Source organism: Nocardia blacklockiae (genome assembly GCF_015477355.1).
Taxonomy (GTDB): Bacteria; Actinomycetota; Actinomycetes; order Mycobacteriales; family Mycobacteriaceae; genus Nocardia; species Nocardia blacklockiae.
Map to the genome: position 1 here is coordinate 837,899 of NZ_JADLRJ010000001.1, position 21,833 is coordinate 859,731.

The 21,833-nt window shown below is 73.4% G+C and carries 8 protein-coding genes; 7 read left to right on the plus strand and 1 reads right to left on the minus strand.

All coding sequences use genetic code 11. The features are described from left to right. The gene (locus IU476_RS03700; RefSeq protein WP_195096461.1) at positions 1-768 is read right to left on the minus strand and encodes a TSUP family transporter; all 768 of its coding nucleotides are present in this window, start codon (positions 766-768) and stop codon (positions 1-3) included. Positions 769-839: 71 nt separating this feature from the next. Here IU476_RS03700 and IU476_RS03705 point away from each other — a divergent pair, with 71 nt between their 5' ends. From IU476_RS03705 to IU476_RS03735, 7 genes are all read left to right on the plus strand, one after another. After that, positions 840-2,048 (plus strand): sensor histidine kinase, encoded by a 1,209-nt coding sequence (locus IU476_RS03705; RefSeq protein WP_195096463.1) that lies wholly within the window; start codon positions 840-842, stop codon positions 2,046-2,048. 30 nt (positions 2,049-2,078) lie between these two features. After that, the gene (locus IU476_RS03710; protein WP_195096465.1) at positions 2,079-2,738 is read left to right on the plus strand and encodes a response regulator; all 660 of its coding nucleotides are present in this window, start codon (positions 2,079-2,081) and stop codon (positions 2,736-2,738) included. Positions 2,739-2,825: 87 nt separating this feature from the next. After that, a complete protein-coding gene (locus IU476_RS03715; protein WP_195096467.1) occupies positions 2,826-3,308 on the plus strand; it encodes an FxsA family protein in 483 nt (160 codons plus the stop codon). Positions 3,309-3,360: 52 nt separating this feature from the next. Then, complete coding sequence (locus tag IU476_RS03720; RefSeq protein ID WP_195096469.1) at positions 3,361-4,956, plus strand: amidohydrolase; 1,596 nt, start codon at positions 3,361-3,363, stop codon at positions 4,954-4,956. Then, positions 4,953-6,647 (plus strand): apolipoprotein N-acyltransferase, encoded by a 1,695-nt coding sequence (lnt, locus tag IU476_RS03725; protein ID WP_195096471.1) that lies wholly within the window; start codon positions 4,953-4,955, stop codon positions 6,645-6,647. The genes IU476_RS03720 and lnt overlap by 4 nt, the downstream gene beginning before the upstream one ends. A 389-nt stretch (positions 6,648-7,036) precedes the next feature. Then, positions 7,037-20,788, plus strand: a complete 13,752-nt coding sequence (locus tag IU476_RS03730; RefSeq protein ID WP_195096473.1) for a non-ribosomal peptide synthetase — start codon at positions 7,037-7,039, stop codon at positions 20,786-20,788. Next, complete coding sequence (locus IU476_RS03735) at positions 20,785-21,774, plus strand: ATP-binding cassette domain-containing protein (protein WP_195096476.1); 990 nt, start codon at positions 20,785-20,787, stop codon at positions 21,772-21,774. The genes IU476_RS03730 and IU476_RS03735 overlap by 4 nt, the downstream gene beginning before the upstream one ends. Positions 21,775-21,833 lie beyond the last annotated feature (59 nt).

A 21,833-nucleotide genomic window follows, 5' to 3' on the forward strand; every position in this document is an offset into this window, starting at 1 on the left:
TCAGCCGAACTGCTGCCAGCCCAGGCGGGCGACCATCGCGACGACCACGATCAGCAGCACGGCCCGGACGAACCCGGCGCCGCGCGCCAGCGCCATGCGCGAACCGACCACGGCCCCCGCGATATTCGCGGCCGCCATGGCCAGCCCCAGCGTCCAGATGATGTGACCGGTCGCGCCGAGGAACACGACCGCGCCGAGATTGGACCCCCAGTTGATCACCTTCGCCATCGCGGCCGCCCGCACGAACTCGGTGCCGAGCAGGGTGGCGAAGGTGATGATGAGGAACGTGCCCGTGCCCGGACCGAGCAGCCCGTCGTAGCAGCCGATCAGCCCGGCCGCGAGCGCGACGACCAGGATGGTCCGGCGGCGGGTCGGCGGGTGGGTGGCCATCGTGACGCCGATCGAGGGCCGCGCGGTCACGAACAGCGCGACCCCGATCAGCACCACCATCACGATCGGGATGAAGTACTCGCGGTCGATCAGCGCCACCGCCGCCGACCCGGCCGCGGCCGCCACCGCCGCGATCGCCGCGCCCGACACGAGCAGCCGCCAGCGCATCGGCACCTTGCGCGCGAAGGTCGCGACCGCGGCGCTGGTCCCGGAGAACGCGGCGATCTTGTTGGTGCCCAACGCCGTCTGCGGCGCGAGCGTCGGCGCCACCAGCAACAGTGTGGGCAGAATGATCAGCCCGCCGCCGCCGACCACGGCGTCCACCCAGCCCGCCGCCGTCGAGGCCGCGAGCAACGTCGCCCATTCTCCGAGATCCACCGGCCGAGACAACCAGACGTGGGATGATCCGGCAAATCCGGTTCGCTCCCGACGGGACCTAGGCTGAGCAGGTGCGTCGATTCAGTCTGTGGCTGCGTGGCAAGCCGATGGTGGCCGACTCGATGCTCGCGCTCGCGCTGGTGCTGCTCGACCTGGCGCTGGTGCCGGGCAAGCACTACGAGCCGCTGTACATCGTGATGTCGCTGCTGGTGCCGCTGCCGGTGGTGTGGCGGCGCAGCGCTCCGCGCGCGAGCGCGGCGGCACTGCTGGCGCTGGCGGTCACCGACACCGCGCTCAGCTACGTGACCGGCAAGGACCTCGCGCCGCCGGCGCTGGTCGCGGTCGGCATCATGCTCTACACGCTGGTCGCCTACGTGGGCCGGCGCGAGGGGCTGCTGTACCTGGCGGCGCTGATCGTCGACGACGTGCTCGCGATCGTGGTACTGGACCAGGCCGTCTGGTCGACGGTGGGATTCCTGGTCATGTACTACGCGCTGTGCTGGACGCTGGCGGAGTTCCTCGGCGCCCGGCACGCCTACGACCGCGAGGTGGCCGCCCGCCTCGCGGTCGCCGACTACGACCGGGACCGCAGCGCGCACGAGGCCGTCTCCAACGAACGCACCCGCATCGCCCGCGAACTGCACGACGTGGTCGCGCACGCGGTGAGCGTCATCATCGTGCAGGCCGACGGCGCGAAATTCGCGCTGCGCCGCGACCCGGACGCGGCCGAACAGGCACTGCGCACCATCGCCGCCACCGGCCGCGACGCCCTGCGCGAACTGCGCCGCACCGTGGCCCTGCTGCGCACCGAGCACGCCCCCGAGCAACTGCCCCAGCACGGGACCGCGGGACTGGCGAAGGTGGTCGGCATGATGCGCAGCGCGGGACTGGCGGTGGAACTGGAACTGACCGGCGAACTCGACGACGTCGCGCCGGAGGTCAGTCTCGGCGTGCACCGCATCGTGCAGGAATCGCTGACCAACACCTTCCGCCACGCCGGGCCCGACCCGAAGGCCTGGGTGCGGGTGCGCCGCCGCGACAGCGACGTCCTCGTCGAGGTCGACGACCTCGGCCACGCCGCCGAGGCCGGGCCGCCGACCGCCGCGGCGTCCACCGCCGACCCGGTCGCGCGCGCCACGCTGCGCGGCAGCGGCCTGGGACTGGTCGGCATGCGCGAACGCGTCGCCGTGCTCGGCGGCACCCTCGAGGCGGGCCGCCGCGCGTCCGGCGGGTGGCGGGTGCGGGCCACCATCCCGCTGGTTCGCGAGTCGCGGGAATAGCGTCGCGACGGCTGCCGATAGATTGTGGACGTGCCGATCACCGTTCTCGTCGTCGACGATCAGGAACTCATGCGCGCCGGGCTGAAGATGGTGCTCGGCGCCCACCCCGACGTCGAGGTGGTCGGCGAGGCCGACAACGGCGCCGCCGCGGTCGCCCGCGCCCGCGAGCTGCGGCCCGACGTGGTGCTGATGGATGTCCGGATGCCGGTCGTCGACGGCGTCACCGCCACCGGGCAGATCCTCGAATCCGGTTGCGGCAGCAGGGTTCTGGTGATGACCACGTTCGACGTCGACGAGCACGCGCTGGGCGCGCTGCGGGCCGGCGCCAGCGGCTTCCTGCTCAAGGACACGCCGCCGGAGGACCTGATCTCCGCGATCCGCAGCGTCGCCGCCGGTGACGCGGTGGTGTCGCCGAAGGTGACCAAGCGGCTGCTGGGCCGGCTCATCGCCGAGGACCCGGCCCGCATGCGCGACCCCGCGGTGCTCGACGTGCTCACCGCCCGCGAGCGCGAGGTGCTCGAGCAGATCGCCGCCGGCCGTTCGAACGCCGAGATCGCCGCCGAGCTGTTCCTGTCCGAGGCGACGGTCAAGACGCACGTCGGCCGCGTCCTCACCAAACTGAACCTGCGCGACCGGGTGCAGGCGGTGGTGCTGGCCTACGAGACCGGGCTGGTGCGGCCGGGCGCCTGACCGCATTCTCAGCGGGAACTCAGCGAGAGCGGGAGAAAAACGGGCGGCCCGGACGTTGCACGGGTAGATCGTTTCGAAAGGACCGCCATGCCCGCCCTGTTGTTCGCGCTCTACCTCGTCGTCGAGATCGCCGCACTGGTGGCGGTCGGTCACCTGATCGGCGTCGTGCCCACCATCCTGCTGCTCATCGCCGGATCCGGGCTGGGCCTGATCCTGGTGCGGTCGCAGGGCCGCCGGGTGTTCGACCGGTTCCGCCGCGCCGGCCGCGGCGAGATCGCGCCCGGGACCGCGGTCGCCGACGGCGTCCTCGTCGCCCTCGGCGCCGTACTCATGTTCGTGCCGGGCCTGCTGACCTCCGTCGCCGGCCTGCTCCTGCTGCTGCCCACCCGCGCGCTGTTGCGGCCGCTGGTGTCGGCGTTCGCCACTCGCCGCATCGATCGGCTGTCGATGGCGACCGGCTATCGCGGCGTGGTCGTGGAGCCGACCGGTGACGTCGTCGACGGCGTCGTTGTGCACGAGTACTACGACGACGGCCGCGGCGCGGGCCGCCCGCTGCTCGACGGCCGCTGACCGGCTCGCCCGCGGCCGGCCGCGCCGCGGGCATGGGGCACACTGGACTGCCGTGAGTACCCAGTTGCTGGTCGGCGGACGCATCTACAGTTCCAGTTCACCCGATGCCACGGCGATGGCGGTGACCGACGGGACCGTCGTGTGGCTGGGGGCCGACCGGCCGGGGCGGGCGCTGTATCCCGACGCCGAGGTGCTCGAACTCGACGGTGCTTTCGTGGCACCGGCTTTCGTGGATCCGCACGTCCACGTGACCGCGCTGGGCCTGCAACTCACCGGACTGGACCTGTCCCGCGCGACCTCCCTGACCCACTGCCTGGACCTGGTGCGCGACTACGCGCTGCGGCACCCCGGGGCGGTGCTCGGCGACGGCTGGGACGAGACCCGCTGGCCGGAGGGGCGCCCGCCCTCGGTGGAGGAGATCGACGCCGCCGCCGGGCCGGGCCGCTCGGTGTATCTGGTTCGGGTGGACGCGCATTCGGCCGTCGCCTCCTCGGCGCTGCTCGACGCGGTGCCGCGGGTGACTGCGGCCGCGGGCTACACGCCGGGCGAGCCGCTGCGCGCCGAGGCACACCACCTGGTGCGGTCCAGCGCCCTGAACGCACTGGACCGCCCGCAGCGCGATCGCGCCCGGCGGGCCGCGCTCGACCACGCCGCCGCGCACGGCATCGTGGCCGTGCACGAGTGCGCCGGACCGCAGATCTCGGGCCGCGCCGACGTCACCGAACTGCTCGACTTCGCGCACGGCGTGCAGGTGCGCGCGTATTGGGGCGAGGCGGTGCGCAGCGCCGAGGAGGCCCGCGCGCTCGTCGCCGACCTCGGCGTGCACGGCCTGGCCGGCGACCTGTTCGTCGACGGCTCGATCGGCTCGCACACCGCGTGGCTACGCGCCCCCTACGCCGACCGCGACACCGCGGGCGTCGGCTACCTGGACGCCGAGGCGGTGGCGGCGCACGTGCGCGCCTGCACCGAGGCGGGCGTGCAGGCCGGGTTCCACGCCATCGGCGACGCCGCGCTCGACGCGGTGGCACAAGGCTTCTCGCAGGTCGCCGCCGCGCTCGGCGGCCCCGCGGTCGCGGCCCGCGGGCATCGCGTCGAACACGCCGAACTGCTCGACGCCGCACAGATCGCCACCCTGGCGGGCTGCGGCGTGATCGCCAGCGTGCAACCGGGATTCGACGCGGAGTGGGGCGGCCCGGACGGCATGTACGCCACCCGCCTGGGCCCCGAGCGCGCCGCCGCCCTGAACCCGTTCTCCGCCATGGCCGCCGCGGGCATCTCCCTCGCCCTCGGCTCCGACGCTCCCGTCACCGCGCTCGACCCGTGGGAGGCCGTGCGCGCCGCGGCCCACCACCGCACCCCCGGCCATCGGATCTCCCCGCGCGCCGCCTTCGCCGCCGCCACCCGCGGTGCGTGGCGGGCGGGCGGCGTGCGCGACGGCGTCGCGGGCACCCTGGTCCCCGGCGCCCCCGCCTCCTACGCCGTATGGGACGCCACCGAATTGGTGGTCGCCGCCGCCTCCGACAAGGTGCAGCGCTGGTCCACCGACCCGCGCTCGCGCGTCCCGGGCCTGCCCCCGCTCGACCCGGGTGTAAAACCACCCCGCTGCCTGCGCACCGTCCACTCCGGCACCACCATCTACCAGGCATGACCGCGGTGCCCGCCGACTCCGCCGCGCGCCGCGCCCCGGATGCCGCGAAACGTCCTGGGGGAGAAGGCGTCCGGGGACTGCTCAGGCGTCCGGGCGCGCTGGTCGCCCGGTTTCCGGTGGCCTCGCGGACGCTCGGCGCGGTGGTCGCGGGACTGCTGATCTACGCCAGCTTCCCGCCGCGCACCTGCTGGTACCTCGCCCCGCTGGGGATCGCGGTGCTGACGCTGGTGGTGCGCGGGCCCGGGCGGCTGCGCGGCGGGTTCGGGTACGGACTCGTCGCGGGGCTGGCGTTCTTCGTGCCGCTGCTGCCGTGGACCGGGATCTACGTGGGACCGGTGCCGTGGCTGGCGCTGTCGGCGGCGTGCGCGGTGTACGTGGGCCTGTTCGGGCTGCTGGCGCGGCTGGTGAGCGGGCAGCCCGGGTGGCCGCTGTGGGTGGCGGCGCTGTGGACGCTCACCGAATGGGGTCGCTCGAGTTTCCCCTTCGGCGGATTCCCCTGGGGACGACTGGCTTTCGGCCAGGCGGACGGCTGGTACCTGCCGCTGGCGATGCTCGCCGGCGCGCCCGGCGTGAGCTTCGCCGTGGCGCTCACCGGAACCCTGCTGGCGGCCTTCGCGATTCGGCTCGGCGACCGCCGGGGGCCCGGATGGGTGGCCGGAATTGGCACTGTCGCAATCCTTGTGGCTATCATCCCCGGTACCGGAGTGATCCTCCGGACCGCGCTGCCCGCCCCGGACGACGGTGACCGGCCGATCACGGTCGCTGCGATCCAGGGCAGCGTGCCGCGGCTCGGGCTGGACTTCAACGCCCAGCGCCGCGCCGTGCTCGACAACCACGTCCGCCGCACCGAGGAACTGGCCCGCGCCGTCGCCGCCGGGCAGGCCCGGCAGCCGGATGTGGTGATCTGGCCGGAGAATTCGTCCGACATCGACCCGCTGCGCAACGCCGACGCCGCGCGCGAGATCGGCGCCGTGTCGGCCGCGATCCACGCGCCCATCCTGGTCGGCGCGGTGCTCGTCAACTCCGACCGCACCACCACCAACTCGGTGCTGGTGTGGAACGGCACGGCCGGGCCGGGGGAGCGCCACGACAAGCGGATCATCCAGCCCTTCGGCGAGTACCTGCCGCTGCGCGGCTTCTTCCGGCACTTCTCCGAATACGCCGACCGCGCCGGATATTTCGTGCCCGGCCACGGCGACGGCGTGGTGCACGCGCAACCCGCCAGCGGCGGCCCGCCGATCGCCGTGGGCGTCGCCACCTGCTACGAGGTGGCCTTCGACCGCGCCTTCGAGGACTCGCTGCGCGCGGGCGCCGAGCTGCTGACCGTGCCCACCAACAACGCCACCTTCGGCGACAGCGAGATGACCTATCAGCAGTTGGCCATGTCCCGCGTCCGCGCGGTCGAACACGGCCGCGCGCTGGTCGTCGCGGCCACCAGTGGCGTGAGCGCGATCGTCACCGCCGACGGCGCGCTCGCGCGGCAGACGCCGAAATTCGTTCCGGCGGCACTGGAGGCGACGCTGCCGCTGCGCACCGCCACGACACCCGCCACGCGCTGGGGGCCGTGGCCGGAGCGGATGTTGTGTATTCTTGCCGCGGCTGTTGTCGTGGTTGTGGTTACCCGGCGGCGAATCTCGCCGCCCGAGCATCCGGTCGATGAGGACGCCCCCGGCGACCGGGCGCACCACTAGCCGCGCACACCTTCTCACCCCGAACAGCGCACACCCGGGACACCGCCGGACCGGTGCGGCCGCCAGCCGCCGGTCCGCGATGTCGCACGCGATTCGCCCTGACATTGCGTGCCTCTCGGCCGAGTCTGCTCGAGGTGGCGATCTACCGCGTTTTCTGTGCGTTTTCCGGCAAAATCTTGTGGCTTGCGCAAAGGTAACTGGCTAAAAGTTCGCTGCGCCATCGTGGTTCGAAGTGAAACAACTCGAGATCGCTACCGATCCGCCCGACTCGATGCTCCGAATCATAGGGCGTGGATCACGTCCTCCGGCGGATGCGTGCGCGCATCCGCCGCAGCGTCGTTCTCGAGGGCTCGGGGAGTTGCGTCAACAGCGTCAGAACGGAGTGATTGATGAGTTCATTGGCCACGGATCGCGTAGCCCAATGCTCTTCCGGCGAATTCTCAGCACAGCCCTTCGATCTGTCGCCCGCGCAGACCGCCATCTGGTACGCCCAGCGCATCCGGCCGGACGTCCCGCTGACCATCGCGCAGTACGTCGAGATCCACGGCGACCTCGACGTCGGCCGGCTGCTGTACGCCATCGAACGGTTCGGCGCGGAGGCACAGGTCGGGCAGGTGCGCCTGCTCGAGATCGACGGCGTCCCCAAGCAAGTCATCGATCCGGCGCGCCGGCCCGGCTGGGCCCGGGTGGATCTGCGGCACGAGGCCGACCCGCGCGCGGCGGCGCTGCGCTGGATGAACGAGCACGCCAGCACGCCCATGGACATGGAACGCGACCCACTGACCACCAACGTCGTACTGCGCCTCGGCGCGCGCGACTACATCTGGTACTCCCGCGGCCACCACATCCTCATCGACGGCTTCGGCGCGATGAACGCCCTCACCCGCACCGCGGAAATCTATACGGCCCTGGAGAACCGGACCCCGCCCGTCGCCTCGCGCGCCACCCCGCTGGCCGAGCTGTACGCGGGGGAGACGACCTACCGGGAGACCGGCCGCTTCCGCTCCGACCGCGAGTACTGGTCCGAGCAGCTGGCCGGGGTGGGCGCGCCGATCAGCCTGTCCGCCACCGGCATCGCCGCGGCGACGCCCGACGCGGGCCGCCGCATCGCGGCCGCGACCCTGCCCGCGGCGGTCGAGGCCGATCTCGGCGCGGCCACCGGCGTCTTCGACACCCAGAACTCCACGCTGTTCGTGGCCGCGCTGGCCTGCTACGTCCGCGCGGCCACCGGGAACCCGGACGTGGTGCTGAGCCTGCCGGTGTCGGCGCGCACCACGGTGGCGCTGCGCCGCTCGGCGGGCGTGGTGTCCAACGTGGTGCCGATCCGGATCCGCTTCGACGACACCACCACCGTGCGCGAGGTGGTGAAGGCCGCGGAGCTGCAGATCACCGGCGCGCTGCGGCACCAGCGCTACCGCCACGACGACATCCGCCGCGACTGCGGCTACTCCCGCGACGCGCGCGGCTTCTTCGGCCCGATGGTCAACATCATGCTGTTCCACAGCGAGTTGCGCTTCGGCAGCCTGGTCGGGTCGCTCAACGTGCTGTCCACCGGCCCGGTCGAGGACCTGTCGATCAACCTCTACAACGGCGCGGGCAACCGCATCCACGTCGATTTCGAGGCCAACCCGCAGCTCTACACCGGCGCGGAACTCGACCGCCACCACGTCCGGTTCCTGGATTTCCTCGCCCGCCTGCTCGCCGCCGACCCCGACACCCCCGCCACGTCGGTCCCGGTGATCACCCCGCAAGAACGCGAACTCGTACTGCGGCACTGGAATTCGACGACGGTCGCACCGCAGGAGGGCACCCTCGCGGGCCTGTTCGCCGCGCGCGCGGCCGCCTGCCCGGAGGCCACCGCACTCGAATTCGGCGCGGAGACAATGACTTACGCCGAGCTGCACGCCCGCGCGAACCGGCTGGCGCGGCTGCTGATCGCCCGCGGCGCGGGCCCCGACACGGTGGTCGGGCTGGCGCTGCGGCGCGGCCTGGACCTGCTCGTGGGCATGTACGCGATCGTCCAGGCGGGTGCCGCCTACCTGCCGATCGATCCCGACCACCCGGCCGAGCGGATCGGGCACCTGCTCGACCAGGCACGCCCGCTGTGCGTGCTCACCGCCTCGGAGGTCGAACTCGCGCTGCCGCCCACCGCCGATCGGCTCGACATCGACACCCTCGACACCACCGGGTTCGCCGCCGAGCCGGTCACCGACGCCGACCGCTGGACCCCGCTGCGCCCCGACCACCTGGCCTACGTGATCTTCACCTCCGGATCCACCGGCCGGCCCAAGGGCGTCGGGGTCTCGCACGCCGCGATCGTCAACCGCCTGCGCTGGATGCAGCACGCCTACCCCCTCGACGAGACCGACGTGGTGCTGCAGAAGACCCCCGCGACCTTCGATGTCTCGGTGTGGGAGTTCTTCTGGCCGCTGCAGGTCGGCGCGCGGCTGGTGATCGCCGCGCCCGACGGGCACCGCGACCCGGCCTACCTGGCCGCGCTGATCGCCGAGAAGGGCGTCACCACAGCGCATTTCGTGCCGTCGATGCTGTCGGTGTTCGTCACCGACAGCGATGTGCGCGGCTGCACCGGCCTGCGCCGGGTGTTCTGCAGCGGCGAGGCGCTGCCGGCCGCCACCGTCCGCGACTTCCGGGCCGCGCTGGGCGACGAGCCGCCCGCCCTGCACAACCTCTACGGCCCGACCGAGGCCGCGGTGGACGTCACCGCGTGGCGGTGCGACCCCGCCGACGACAGCGTGCCGATCGGCGCCCCGATCTGGAACACCCGCACCTACGTGCTCGACGAGCGGCTGCGGCCGGTGCCGCCCGGCGTGACCGGTGAGCTCTACCTCGCCGGTGTGCAGCTGGCCCGCGGCTACCTCGGCCGCCCGGGGCTGAGCGCCGAGCGGTTCGTCGCCGACCCGTTCGCCGACGGCGGCCGCCTGTACCGCACCGGCGACCTGGTGCGGTGGCGACAGGACGACACCGGCGGCGTGCTGGAATACCTGGGCCGCAGCGACTTCCAGGTCAAGATCCGCGGCGTGCGCATCGAACTCGGCGAGATCGAGGCGGCGCTGCTGGCCGACCCGCGGGTGGCCCGCGCCGTCTGCGTCGCGCAGCACGCGCCCGGCGGCGACGAACTGGTCGCCTACGCCGTGCTCGCTCCGGCCGCCGCGGCCGAGCCCGCCGCGCTGCTGGCCGCACTGCGCCGCACCCTGCCGAGCCACTTGGTCCCCGCCCACTTGATCGTGCTCGACGAACTGCCGCTGAGCGCCAACGGCAAAGTGGACCGCAAGGCCCTGCCCGCCCCCGACACCGGTGCGCGGCGCGCGTCCGGCCCGGCCGCGGCCCCGCGGACCGAGGTGCAGCGGCAACTGGCCGCCATCGTCGGCGAGGTCCTCGGCGGCGGCGAGATCGGTGTCGAGGACAGCTTTTTCGACCTCGGCGGCAACTCGCTGACCGCGGCGCGTGTGGTGGCGCGGGTCAACAGCGCCTTCGGCGCGGGCCTGAGCATCCGCGACCTGTTCGAATCGCCGACCGTCGCCGCCCTCGCCGACCGCCTGGACACCCACGGCCCCGACGCCGCGTCGCCGGTGCTGGGCGCGGCCGACCGTCCCGAGCACATCCCGCTGTCGCTGGCACAGCAGCGGCTGTGGATCCTGAACCGGTTCGCCGAGCACGCGGCGGCCTACAACATGCCCCTCGCGGTCGAACTCACCGGCCCGCTGGACATCGAGGCGCTGCGCGCCGGGCTGGTCGACGTGCTGGAACGGCACGAGAGCCTGCGCACCACCTTCCCCGACGCCCCGATCGGGGACACGCCCGCCGCCGTCCAGGGCCCCGTGCAGGTGGTGCACCCGGCCGCGGAGATCCCGCTGAGCCTGGACCCGATCGACGCCACCGGCACCGACGCGCTCGCGCTGGCCACCGAGTACGCCGGCTACGGCTTCGACCTGCGCAGCCAGGCCCCGATCCGGGTCGCGCTGTACACCACCGGCCCGGACACGCACGTCTTTCTCGTTGTGCTGCACCACATCTGCGGCGACGGCTGGTCGGTCGCGCCGCTGGCCCGCGATCTGATGGCCGCGGTCGCCGCCCGCACCGCCGGCACCGCCCCGCAGTGGCGGCCGCTGCCGGTGCAGTACGCCGACTTCGCGCTGTGGCAGCGCGAACTGCTCGGCGACGAGAACGACCCCACCAGCGCGCTGTCGCGGCAGCTCGCGTACTGGCGCGCCGCCCTGGCCGACCTGCCCGACCAGCTCGACCTGCCGATGGACCGCCCCCGGCCGCTGCACCGCGGCGCCGAGGGCGCGACCGTGCCGTTCAGCATCCCCGCCGCCACCCGCCGCGCGATCGCGACGCTGGCCGCCGAACGCGGCGTGAGCACCTTCATGGTGCTGCACGCCGCGCTGGCCACCCTGCTCGCCCGGCTGTGCAACACCACCGACATCGCGATCGGCACCCCGATCGCGGGCCGCTCGGACCCCGCGCTCGACGACCTCGTCGGCATGTTCGTCAACACGCTGGTCCTGCGCACCGCCGTCGACCCCGCCGCCGGGTTCGACCGCATGCTCGACCGGGTGCGCGAAACCGACCTGGACGCCTTCGCCAACTCCGACGTGCCGTTCGAACGGCTGGTGGAGGTGGTGAACCCCGCCCGCGACGCCGGACGGCACCCGCTGTTCCAGGTCATGCTGTCCTACGAGAAGACCCCGGAGCTGCGCATCGACCTGCCCGGGGTGGCCGCCCGGGTGCTGCCGATGGACGTCGCCGTCGCCAAATTCGACCTGCAGCTGACCGTGCACGAGTCCGAGAGCGACGACACCAGCCCGCTGAAGGCCGAATTCGGTTACGCCACCGACGTTTTCGACGCCGTCACGGTGGAGGCGCTGGCGCGGCGGTTCGTCCGCCTGGTGGCGGCCGCGGTGGCCGCGCCCGACGTACCGGTGGGCGACCTGAACATCCTCGACGCCCGCGAGAACGGCAAGCTCGTCCCCATCCAGGGCGCGCCCGGCGAACCCGCGATCACCCTGGCCCGCCTGCTCACCGAGACCGCGGAACGGCTGCCCGACGCGGTCGCCGTGCGCCACCTCGGCGTCGACACCACCTACCGGGAGTTGGACGAGGCGTCGAACCGGTTGGCGCGCGTACTGATCGAGCACGGCGCGGGACCCGAAGTGGTCGTCGCGATCGCGCTGCCGCGCGGGCTGAACTCGATCACCGCGGTGTGGGCGGTCGCCAAGACCGGCGCCGCCTACGTTCCGGTCGACCCCGACTATCCCGCCGACCGCATCGCGCACATGCTCGCCGACTCCGGCGCCATGCTGGGGCTCACCGACGCCGAATGCGCTGCGGCCATGCCGGATTGGCCGGTCCGGCGCGGGCGGCACCGCAAGCAGTACGTGGACTGGCTGCTGATGGACTCCCCGGAGCTGGCCGCCGCGGTCGAGCGGTCCCCGGCCACGCCGGTGACCGACACCGACCGCCACCACCCGCTGCGGGTCGCGCACCCCGCCTACCTCATCTACACCTCCGGGTCGACCGGCACGCCGAAGGCCGTGGTGGTGACCCACGCCGGGCTCGCCTCCCTCGCGCACGAGCAGATGCATCTGTTCGGCGTCACCGATTCCGCACGCACCCTGCACTTCTCGTCGCCGTCGTTCGACGCCTCGGTGCTGGAGCTGCTGCTCGGCTTCGCCGCGGGCGCCACCGTCGTGGTCGCCCCGCCCGGCCTCTACGGCGGCGCCGAACTGGCGCGGCTGCTGCGCACCGAACGGGTCACCCACGCCTTCGTCACCCCGGCCGCGCTGGCCACCGTGCCGCCCGACGGCCTCGACGAGCTGGAGGCGGTCATCGTCGGCGGCGACGCCTGCCCCGAGGAACTGGTCCGGACCTGGACCGCCGGACACCGCATGCACAACATGTACGGCCCGTCCGAGGCGACGGTCGCGGCCACCGCGACCGGGCCGATGACCGCGGGCGCGCGGGTGTCGATCGGCCTGCCGGTGCGCGGCATGCGGCTGTTCGTGCTGGACCACCGCCTGCATCCGGTGCCGCCCGGCATCCCCGGCGAGCTGTACCTGTCCGGCCCCGGCCTGGCCCGCGGCTACCTGGGGCGGCGCGGCCTCACCGCGCAGCGCTTCCCCGCCAACCCGCACGGCCGCCGCGGCGAACGCATGTACCGCACCGGCGATCTCGTCGTCGCCGACCAGGCCGGGCAGCTGCGCTTCCTCGGCCGCGCCGACGACCAGGTGAAGATCCGCGGCTTCCGCATCGAGCTGCGCGAGATCGACCACGTGCTGCGCGAGCATCCCGGCGTGCGGTTCGCGCTCACCGTCGTCCACCACGGCGAGCACGGCGACACCCGGCTGGCCTCCTATGTCACCGCCGACGGCGCGGTCGACCCGGCGGCGGTGCTGGCGACCGCGCGCCGCCGGCTGCCCGGTTACATGGTCCCGGCCGCGATCACGGTGCTCGACCAGGTGCCGATCGGCCCCTCGGGCAAACTGGACCGAAAGGCCCTGCCCGCACCGGAGTTCGTCAGCGCGGGCCCGTCCCGACCGCCCGAGTCGGAGCTGGAGCGGCGCGTCGCCGACGTGTTCGCCGCGGTGCTCGGCCACCCGATGCCCGGCGCCGAGGACAGCTTCTTCGACGCCGGCGGCAACTCGCTGCTCGCCACTCGCCTCACCGCGGCGCTGCACGCGGAGTTCGGTGTCGACCTGCCGGTGCGGGTCATCTTCGAGGCCGCGACGGTCGCGGGTGTGGCCGCGCATCTGGCCGAGGCGCCCCGCACCCGGCGCACGCCGCTCACCGCCCGTACCCCGCGGCCCGCGCGGGTCCCGCTGTCGCTGCCGCAGCAGCGGGTGTGGTTCCTCAACCGCTACGCGCCCGAATCCAGCGCCTACAACATCGCTTTCGTGATCCGCATCGACGGCGAACCGGACGTGGGCGCGCTGCGCGCCGCGCTCGGCGACCTGATGGTCCGCCACGAGGTACTGCGCACGATCTTCCCCGAGGACACCGAGGGCTCCGGCGCCTACCAGCGCGTCCTGGATCTCGACCGCTGCCTGCCGGTCCTGGAGCCGGTCGCCGCCGACGAGGCCGGCGCCGAGCGGGCGCTGCGCGCCCTCGCCCAGCGTGGCTTCGACCTCACCCGCGAGATCCCGCTGCGGATGACGTTGCTGCGCACCGGTTCCCGCAGCCACCTGCTGGGTATCGTGCTGCACCACATCGCCGCCGACGGCTGGTCGCTGATCCCGCTGACCCGGGACCTGGCCGTTGCCTACACCGCGCGGCGCGGGGGCGCGGCACCGGCCTGGCAGCCGCTGCCGGTGCAGTACGCCGATTTCAGCCTGTGGCAACGCGAATGCCTCGGCGACGAGACCGACCCGGCCAGCCCGGCCGCCACCCAGCTGCGGTTCTGGCGGCAGACGCTGGCCGACCTGCCGGAGGAACTGCCCCTGCCCTACGACCGGCCGCGCCCCGCGCACCCCACCCAGCGCGCCGGGACCGTACGGTTCGAGGTGCCCGCCGAGGTGCAGCGCGGGCTGGAGGCGCTGGCCCGCAGCCAGGGCGTGAGCCTGTTCATGGTGCTGCGCTCGGCGCTGGCGGTGCTGCTGCGCATCACCACCGGCGGCCGCGACATCGTGATCGGCACGCCGGTCGCGGGCCGCTCCGACACCCGGCTCGACGACCTCGTCGGCATGTTCGTCAACACGCTGCTGCTGCGCTCGGACGTGGATCCGGCGCGCAGTTTCGTCGAACAGGTGCAGATCGACCGCGACGGCGAACTGGCCGCGATGGCCCACGCGGAGTTGCCGTTCGAGCGGATCGTGCAGGAACTGGGGCACGGCGCCGGCGCGCTGCGCCCGCTGCTGCAGGTCGCGCTCACCGTCGAGGACGGGCAGGTCCCGGCCCTGGAACTGCCGAACCTGCGGTTGCGCGCCGAGGAACTCGACATCGCCACGGCCAAGTTCGACCTGGAGTTGCGGGTGCTGCCCGACGCCGAATCCTTCGGCCGCGCGTTCGAATTCGTCTACGCGGCGGAGCTTTTCGACGAGGACACGGTGCGCACGCTGGCCGATCGGCTGAACCTGGTCTGCGCGGCCGTGACGGCCGACCCCCGCATCCGGGTCGGCGACGTCGACGCCCGCACCGAGCGCGAGCGCACCCAGCTGGCCCCGGCCTACGGCCCCGTCCCGACCCCGCAGTGCAGCCTCGCGAACTACTTCACCGCCACCGCGCACCTGCACCCCGCTCGCGTCGCGCTGCGCTCCGGCGCGGTCGAACTCACTTACGCCGAGGTCGACCAGTACTCGAACCGCTTGGCGCGCGTGCTGATCCACCGCGGCCTGGGCGCGGGCGACCGGGTGGCGATGGGCCTGACCCGGTCCGTCGAATCGGTGGTGACGATGCTGGCGGTGGCGAAGTCGGGTGCGGCGTTCGTGCCGGTCGACCCGAACTACCCGGCCGACCGGGTGCGCCACATGCTGGCCGATGCCGGCTGCCGGACCGGGATCACGCTCGCCGCGCACCGGGACCGGTTGCGGCAGGCCGCCACCGGCGGCGCGCAGACCCACTGGCTGCTGCTCGACGACCCGGACCTGCTCGCCGAGATCGAGCACGCCGACCCGGCCACGGTGACCGACGCCGACCGCGTCCACACCGTGTGGACCTCCGACCTGGCGTACCTGGTGTACACCTCCGGATCCACCGGCAAGCCCAAGGGCGTCGCCGTCACCCACGCCGGGCTGTCCAACTTCGCCGACGAGATCCGCGACCGGATGCGCGTCGACCGCGATTCGCGCACACTGCATTTCGCCACTCCGAGCTTCGACGCGGCCCTGTTCGACCTGCTGCTGGCCGTCGGCTCGGGCGCCACCATGATCATCTGCCCGCCCGACGTGTACGGCGGCGACGAACTCGCGGAACTGATGGACCGCGAACGGGTCACCCACACCTTCATGACTCCGGCGGCGCTCGCCACCATCGATCACGACCGCTGGCCGCTGCCCCACCTGCGCTCGCTGGTGGTCGGCGGCGAGGCGCTGAGCGCGGAGCTGGTCGCGCGCTGGGCCCCGGACCGCCTGATGTTCAACGGCTACGGCCCGACCGAGACGACCGTGGTGATTACCATGTCCGGCCCGCTCACTCCGGGCGAGCCGATTACGATCGGCACCCTGGTGCGCGGGGCCCGCGCGCTGGTGCTCGACGAGCGGCTGCGCCCGGTCCCGGTCGGCGTGCCGGGCGAGCTGTACCTGGGCGGGCAGGGCCTGGCCCGCGGCTACTTCGACCGGTGGGGCCTGACCGCGGCACGGTTCGTGGCCGACCCCTGCGGGCCCGCGGGCGCGCGCATGTACCGCACCGGCGACGTGGTGCGCTGGAACGACCGCGGCGAGATCGTGTACCTCGGCCGCACCGACCACCAGGTCAAGGTGCGCGGGTTCCGCATCGAACTCGACGAGATCAGCGAGGTGCTCACCGGGTACCCGGGAATCCGGTTCGCGCACACCGAGGTTCGCGAGATCGCCGGGGTCCGGCGGATCGTGTCCTATGTGCAGCCGCAGGACCCGGCCGCGGTCGACCTGGAGGCGGTGCGCGACCACGTCGCGGCACACCTGCCCGCCCATATGGTTCCGAGCAGTCTCACGGTGCTCGACACCATCCCGCTGACCCCGGTCGGCAAGCTGGACCGGGCCGCGCTGCCGCAGCCGCAACTGCTCGGCACCGTGGCGCGCGCGCCCGAGACCGACACCGAGCGCCTGGTCGCCCAGGTGATCGCCGAACTGGTCGGCGCGGAGACGATCGGCGCGGACGACAGCTTCTTCGACGTGGGCGGCAATTCGCTGCTCGCCACCCAGCTGGTGTCGCGGCTGGCCGCCGCCACCGGCACGCGGCTCGAGGTCCGCGCGGTCTTCGCCGCGCCGACCGTCGCGGCGCTGGCCGCCCGGCTCGACAGCGGCAGCGCCGACACCACGCCCGAATTGTCCCGGCGCGCACGCCCGCAACGGGTTCCGCTGTCGGCCGCTCAACGCCGGCTGTGGTTCCTCAACCGGTTCAACGCCGCGGCCGGCGACGAGGTCGCGGGCGTCTACAACGTCCCGGTGGCCTTGCGGCTGCGCGGTGCCCTCGATCCCGACGCCCTGCGCGCGGCCCTGCACGCGGTGCAGCAACGGCACGAAACCCTGCGCACCGTCTTCCCCGAACTCGAGGGCGAGCCGTTCCAGCGCGTCCTCGACCTCACCGAGGCCGCGGCCCCCCTCACCGTCCTCGACCTCACCGAGGCGACGTCCCGGCCCGGTGGTCCCGCGGCCACCACGTCCGCACTATCCTCGAACGGTTCTGCGGAGGCCGCACCCGCACCCAGCCCCGAAGCGCTCGAGGCGGCGGTGGCCGCCGAGGTGCGGCGCTTCGCCTCGACCGGCTTCGACCTGGCGACCACGGTGCCGCTGCGTGCCCGGCTGCTGCGGCTCGCCGCCGACGACCACGTGCTGGTGCTGGTCGTGCACCACATCGCGATGGACGGCTGGTCGCTGGAACCCCTGGCCGCCGACGTGGCCACCGCCTATCGGGCGCACGCGGCGGGCGAGTCCCCGCAGTGGGCGGAACTGCCGGTCCAGTACGCGGATTACACACTGTGGCAACGGGATACGCTCGGCAGCGAGGACGACCCGGACTCCACCGCGACCCGCCAGCTCGACTACTGGCGCCGCACGCTCGACGGCCTGCCCGAACTGCTGACCGTGCCCGCCGACCGCCCGCGCCCGCCGGTGCCCAGCTACCGGGGCGGCACCGTCGACTGCGCGATCGACGCCCGCACGCACCGGGAACTGCAGGCGGTCGCCGGGCAGCACGGCGTCACGATGTTCATGGTGCTGCACGCCGCCCTGGCCACCCTGCTGCACCGGCTGACCGCGGCCGACGACATCGCCGTCGGCACCCCGATCGCCGGGCGCGGCCACCCGGCGCTGGACCCGATGGTCGGCATGTTCGTCGGCACCCTGGTGCTGCGCACCCGCCTCGACGGCGGCCTGTCGTTCGCCGATCTGCTGCACGCGGTCCGCGACACCGATCTCGAGGCCTTCGCGCACGCCGACGTCCCGTTCGAGCGGCTGGTGGAGGTGCTGAACCCGGCGCGCTCGCAGTCGCACCACCCGATGTTCCAGGTGATGCTGTCGGTGCGCAACGAGCCCGTGCGGGTGCTGGAGCTGCCCGGCCTGCGCGTCGAGGCCGCCGACGCCGACCCGGGCATCGCCAAATTCGACCTGCAGTTCACCCTCACCGAATCGTGGAGGCCCGGCCCGGGTCCCGGCGCGCGGGAACCGGGCGGCATCACCGTGTCGGTGAACTACGCCCGCGACCTGTTCGACGAGGCGACCGCGGCCCGGCTCGGGCAGCGGTTCGTGCGGCTGCTCACCGCGGCCGCGGCCGATCCCACCCTGCCGGTAGGCGATCTGGAACTGCTGGACCCGGCCGAGTGGTCGGGCCTGGCGCCGGTGCGCGGCGCGGCGGCCGGCCACCCGGTCACCCTGCCGGAGGTGTTCGACGCGGCGGTCGCGGTGAGCCGGCGCGCGGTGGCCGTACGCGCGGGGGACACCCAGATCACCTACGACGCCCTCGACCGGTGGACCAACCGCCTCGCCCGCGTGCTGATCGCGCTGGGCGTCGGCCCGGAAACCCTGGTGGCGCTGGGCATTCCGCGCTCGGCGGAATCGGTGGCGGTGACCCTCGCGGTCGCCAAGGCGGGCGCGGCGTTCGTCCCGGTCGACCCGAACTATCCCGAGCACCGGATCCGCCACATGCTCACCGATTCCGGTGCGGCGCTGGGCATCACGCTCGCGGCGCACCGGGAGCGGATGCCCGAGGGCACGAGCTGGACGGTCCTCGACGCGCCCTCGTTCCGGCGGCGGGTGCTGCGCACCTCCGACGCGCCGATCGATCCCGCCGAGCGGCGCACCGCGCTGCGCACCGACCACCCGGCCTACGTCATCTACACCTCCGGCTCGACCGGCGTGCCCAAGGGCGTCGTCGTCACGCACGGCGGCCTGTCCAACTTCGCCGCCGAGACCGCGCAGCGTTTCGGCGTCCGGCCCGGCTGCCGCATCCTGCACTTCGCCACGCCGAGTTTCGACGCCGCGATGCTGGACCTGCTGTTCGCGCTCGGCGGGGCCGGGACGCTGGTGATCACCCCGCCGGGCGTCTACGGCGGCGCGGAACTGACCCGGGTGCTGGCCGAGGAACGCATCACCCACGCGTTCATCACCACCTCCGCGCTGGGCACCGCGGACCCCGACGGCGTCACCGACCTGCGGCACGTGCTGGTCGGCGGCGAGGCGCTGCCGCCGGAGCTGGTGGCCAGGTGGGCGCCGGGCCGCAACCTCTACAACGTGTACGGCCCGACGGAGACGACCATCGTCACGGTCATCTCCGAGCCGATGACGCCCGGCGTGCCCATCACCATCGGCGCGCCGATCCGGGGCGTGCACGCCGCGGTCCTCGACGCCCGCCTGCACCCGGTGCCCGACGGCGTCACCGGCGAGCTGTACCTGGCCGGCCCGGCGCTGGCCCGCGGCTACCTGGACCGCCCGGGCATGACCGCGCAGCGCTTCCCGGCCAACCCGTTCGGCAAACCGGGCGAGCGCATGTACCGCACCGGCGACCTGGTGCGCTGGGTCGACCGCGACGGCCACCGCGCGCTCGAATACGCCGGCCGCACCGACCACCAGGTGAAGATTCGCGGGTTCCGCATCGAACTCGGCGAGATCGACGCCGCCCTGGCCGCACATCCCGACGTGGAGTTCGCGACCACGCTGGGCCACCGCACCCCGGCGGGCGCGACCGCGCTGGTGTCGTATGTGAAGCCGCACCCCGGCCGCACCCCGACCCCGGCCGCGCTGCACGCGCACGTCGCCGAGCTGGTGCCGAATTACATGGTGCCGCAATCGATCATGCTGCTGCACGCGCTGCCGCTCACCCCGGTCGGCAAGCTGGACCGCGCGGCGCTGCCGGAACCGGTGTTCGGCAACCGCAGCGGCTACCGGGCCCCGTCGAACCCGGCGGAGGAGGCGCTGTGCGCGGCGTTCGCCGAGGCGCTCGGCGTCGACACCGTGGGCGCCGACGACGGCTTCTTCGAACTGGGCGGCAACTCACTGCTGGCGACCAAGGTGGTGGCGCAGGTGCGCGCGGCGGGCATCGAGCTGCCGGTGCAACTGATGTTCGGCGAGTCCACCCCGGCCGCCATCGCGCGGCGCCTGGCGGCGTCGGCCGGCGACGCGCTGGCCCTGGCCCTGGAGCCGCTGCTGCCGATCCGCCCGGCCACGGGCACCGGCGCGGCCCCGCTGTTCTGCGTGCACCCGGCGATCGGCTTGGCGTGGTGCTATTCGGGCCTGCTCGCGCACCTGCCCGCCGACCGTCCGGTGTACGGCCTGCAGGCGCCGCACGTGAGCGGCGGCGACGAGGACAACTCGATCGTGGAGGCCGCGAGAAACTATGTGGCACACATCAAGTCGGTCCAACCGCAGGGCCCGTACCACTTACTGGGCTGGTCGCTGGGCGGCCTGATCGCACACGAGATCGCGGTGCAGTTGCAGCGCGCGGGGGACCGGGTGGAGCTGCTGGCCCTGATGGACAGCTACCAGCTGTCCGACGAATGGCTCGAGCACGCGATCCCGGGCGTCGCCGACATCATCGGCGAGTTCGGCAGCGACCTGCTCGGCGGCGACCACGCGGTGGATCCGCGCCTGACCCTGCGCGACGCGGCGGAGCTGCTGCGCAACCGGCCGGGCCCGTTCGCGGCGCTGACCGTCGAGCACCTGCAGCGGCTCTACAACGGCTACGCCAACGGCGCGGTGCTCGCGCACGGCTTCCGGCCGCGCGTGTTCGACGGCGACCTGCTGTTCTTCACCGCCGCCGACGACGAGATCAACCGGGCCGACCCGACCCGGTGCGCCGCGGCCTGGCAGCCGTTCGTCACCGGCACGATCGAGGACCGGAAGGTGCGCTGCCGCCATTCCGGGATGACCACCCCCGAGGCGCTCGCGATCATCGGCCCGGTGCTGCGAGACCGCTTGGCGGGCACCGCGTCCGGAGGTGGCGCGGCGAGGGAAGACGCACGAGCCGACGACGCGAAGGAGAAGCGGGCATGAGTCTGGCGGTGGAGGTCGCCGACCTGGTGAAGTACTACGGCCGGGTGCGCGTCCTCGACGGGATGGACATGGAGATACCGTCGGGCACCGTCATGGGCCTGCTCGGCCCCAACGGCGCCGGCAAGACGACCACCGTGCGCATCGTGACCACGCTGCTCGCCCCGAGTTCGGGGCGGGTGCGGGTGGCGGGGGTGGACGTGCTGCGCGACCCCGCGCGCGCCCGCACCCGCATCGGCCTGTCGGGGCAGTACGCCGCGGTCGACGCCAACCTGTCCGGGTTCGAGAACCTGCGGATGGTGGCGCGGCTGTACGGCATGTCGCACCGGCAGTCGGCGGTGCGCGCCGGCGAACTGCTGTCGGCGCTGGGCCTCGAGCACGCCGCGGACCGGCGCGCGGGCACCTACTCCGGCGGCATGGCGCGGCGGCTGGACCTGGCGGGCGCGCTGGTGGCCCGCCCGGCGGTGGTGGTGCTCGACGAGCCGACCACCGGCCTGGATCCCCGTGGGCGCCTGGACATGTGGCGCGTCATCGGCGAACTCGTCGACGACGGCACCACCGTCCTGCTCACCACGCAGTACCTGGAGGAGGCGGACCTGCTGGCCGACCGGATCACCGTCATCGACCGCGGCCGGGTGATCGCGCGCGGCTCGGCCGACGAGCTGAAGACCTCCATCGGCGGCGACCGGCTGACGGTGACCCTGGCCTCCGGGCAGGACCCGCAGCCGGCGCTGTCGGTGCTGGCCCAGGTCGGCGTCGGGGAACCCGCGCACGAGCCCGGCACCGAGGAGGTGTCGGTGGTGGTGGGCGACGGTTCGCGCACCATGGTCGAGGCGCTGCGCCGCCTCGACGACGCCGGCGTGTGCGTGGTGGACGCCGAGGTGCACCGGCCCAGCCTCGACGACGTGTTCCTGTCGCTGACCGGCACACCCGCCACTCCCGCGGCCGCACCCCAGAAGGACGACGTAGCAGAGGAGATCATGTCGTGAAGACCGCCGAGCTCGACGCGGATTCCGTAGCGGGACAAGAGGATTCGAGCGCGGACGCG

What these genes read in the sequence shown, in the direction of transcription:
- lnt (WP_195096471.1), top strand. Translation starts at nt 4,953, where the DNA reads ATGACCGCGGTGCCCGCCGACTCCGCCGCGCGCCGCGCCCCGGATGCC.
- IU476_RS03730 (WP_195096473.1), top strand. Translation starts at nt 7,037, where the DNA reads ATGAGTTCATTGGCCACGGATCGCGTAGCCCAATGCTCTTCCGGCGAA.
- IU476_RS03735 (WP_195096476.1), top strand. Translation starts at nt 20,785, where the DNA reads ATGAGTCTGGCGGTGGAGGTCGCCGACCTGGTGAAGTACTACGGCCGG.
- IU476_RS03715 (WP_195096467.1), top strand. Translation starts at nt 2,826, where the DNA reads ATGCCCGCCCTGTTGTTCGCGCTCTACCTCGTCGTCGAGATCGCCGCA.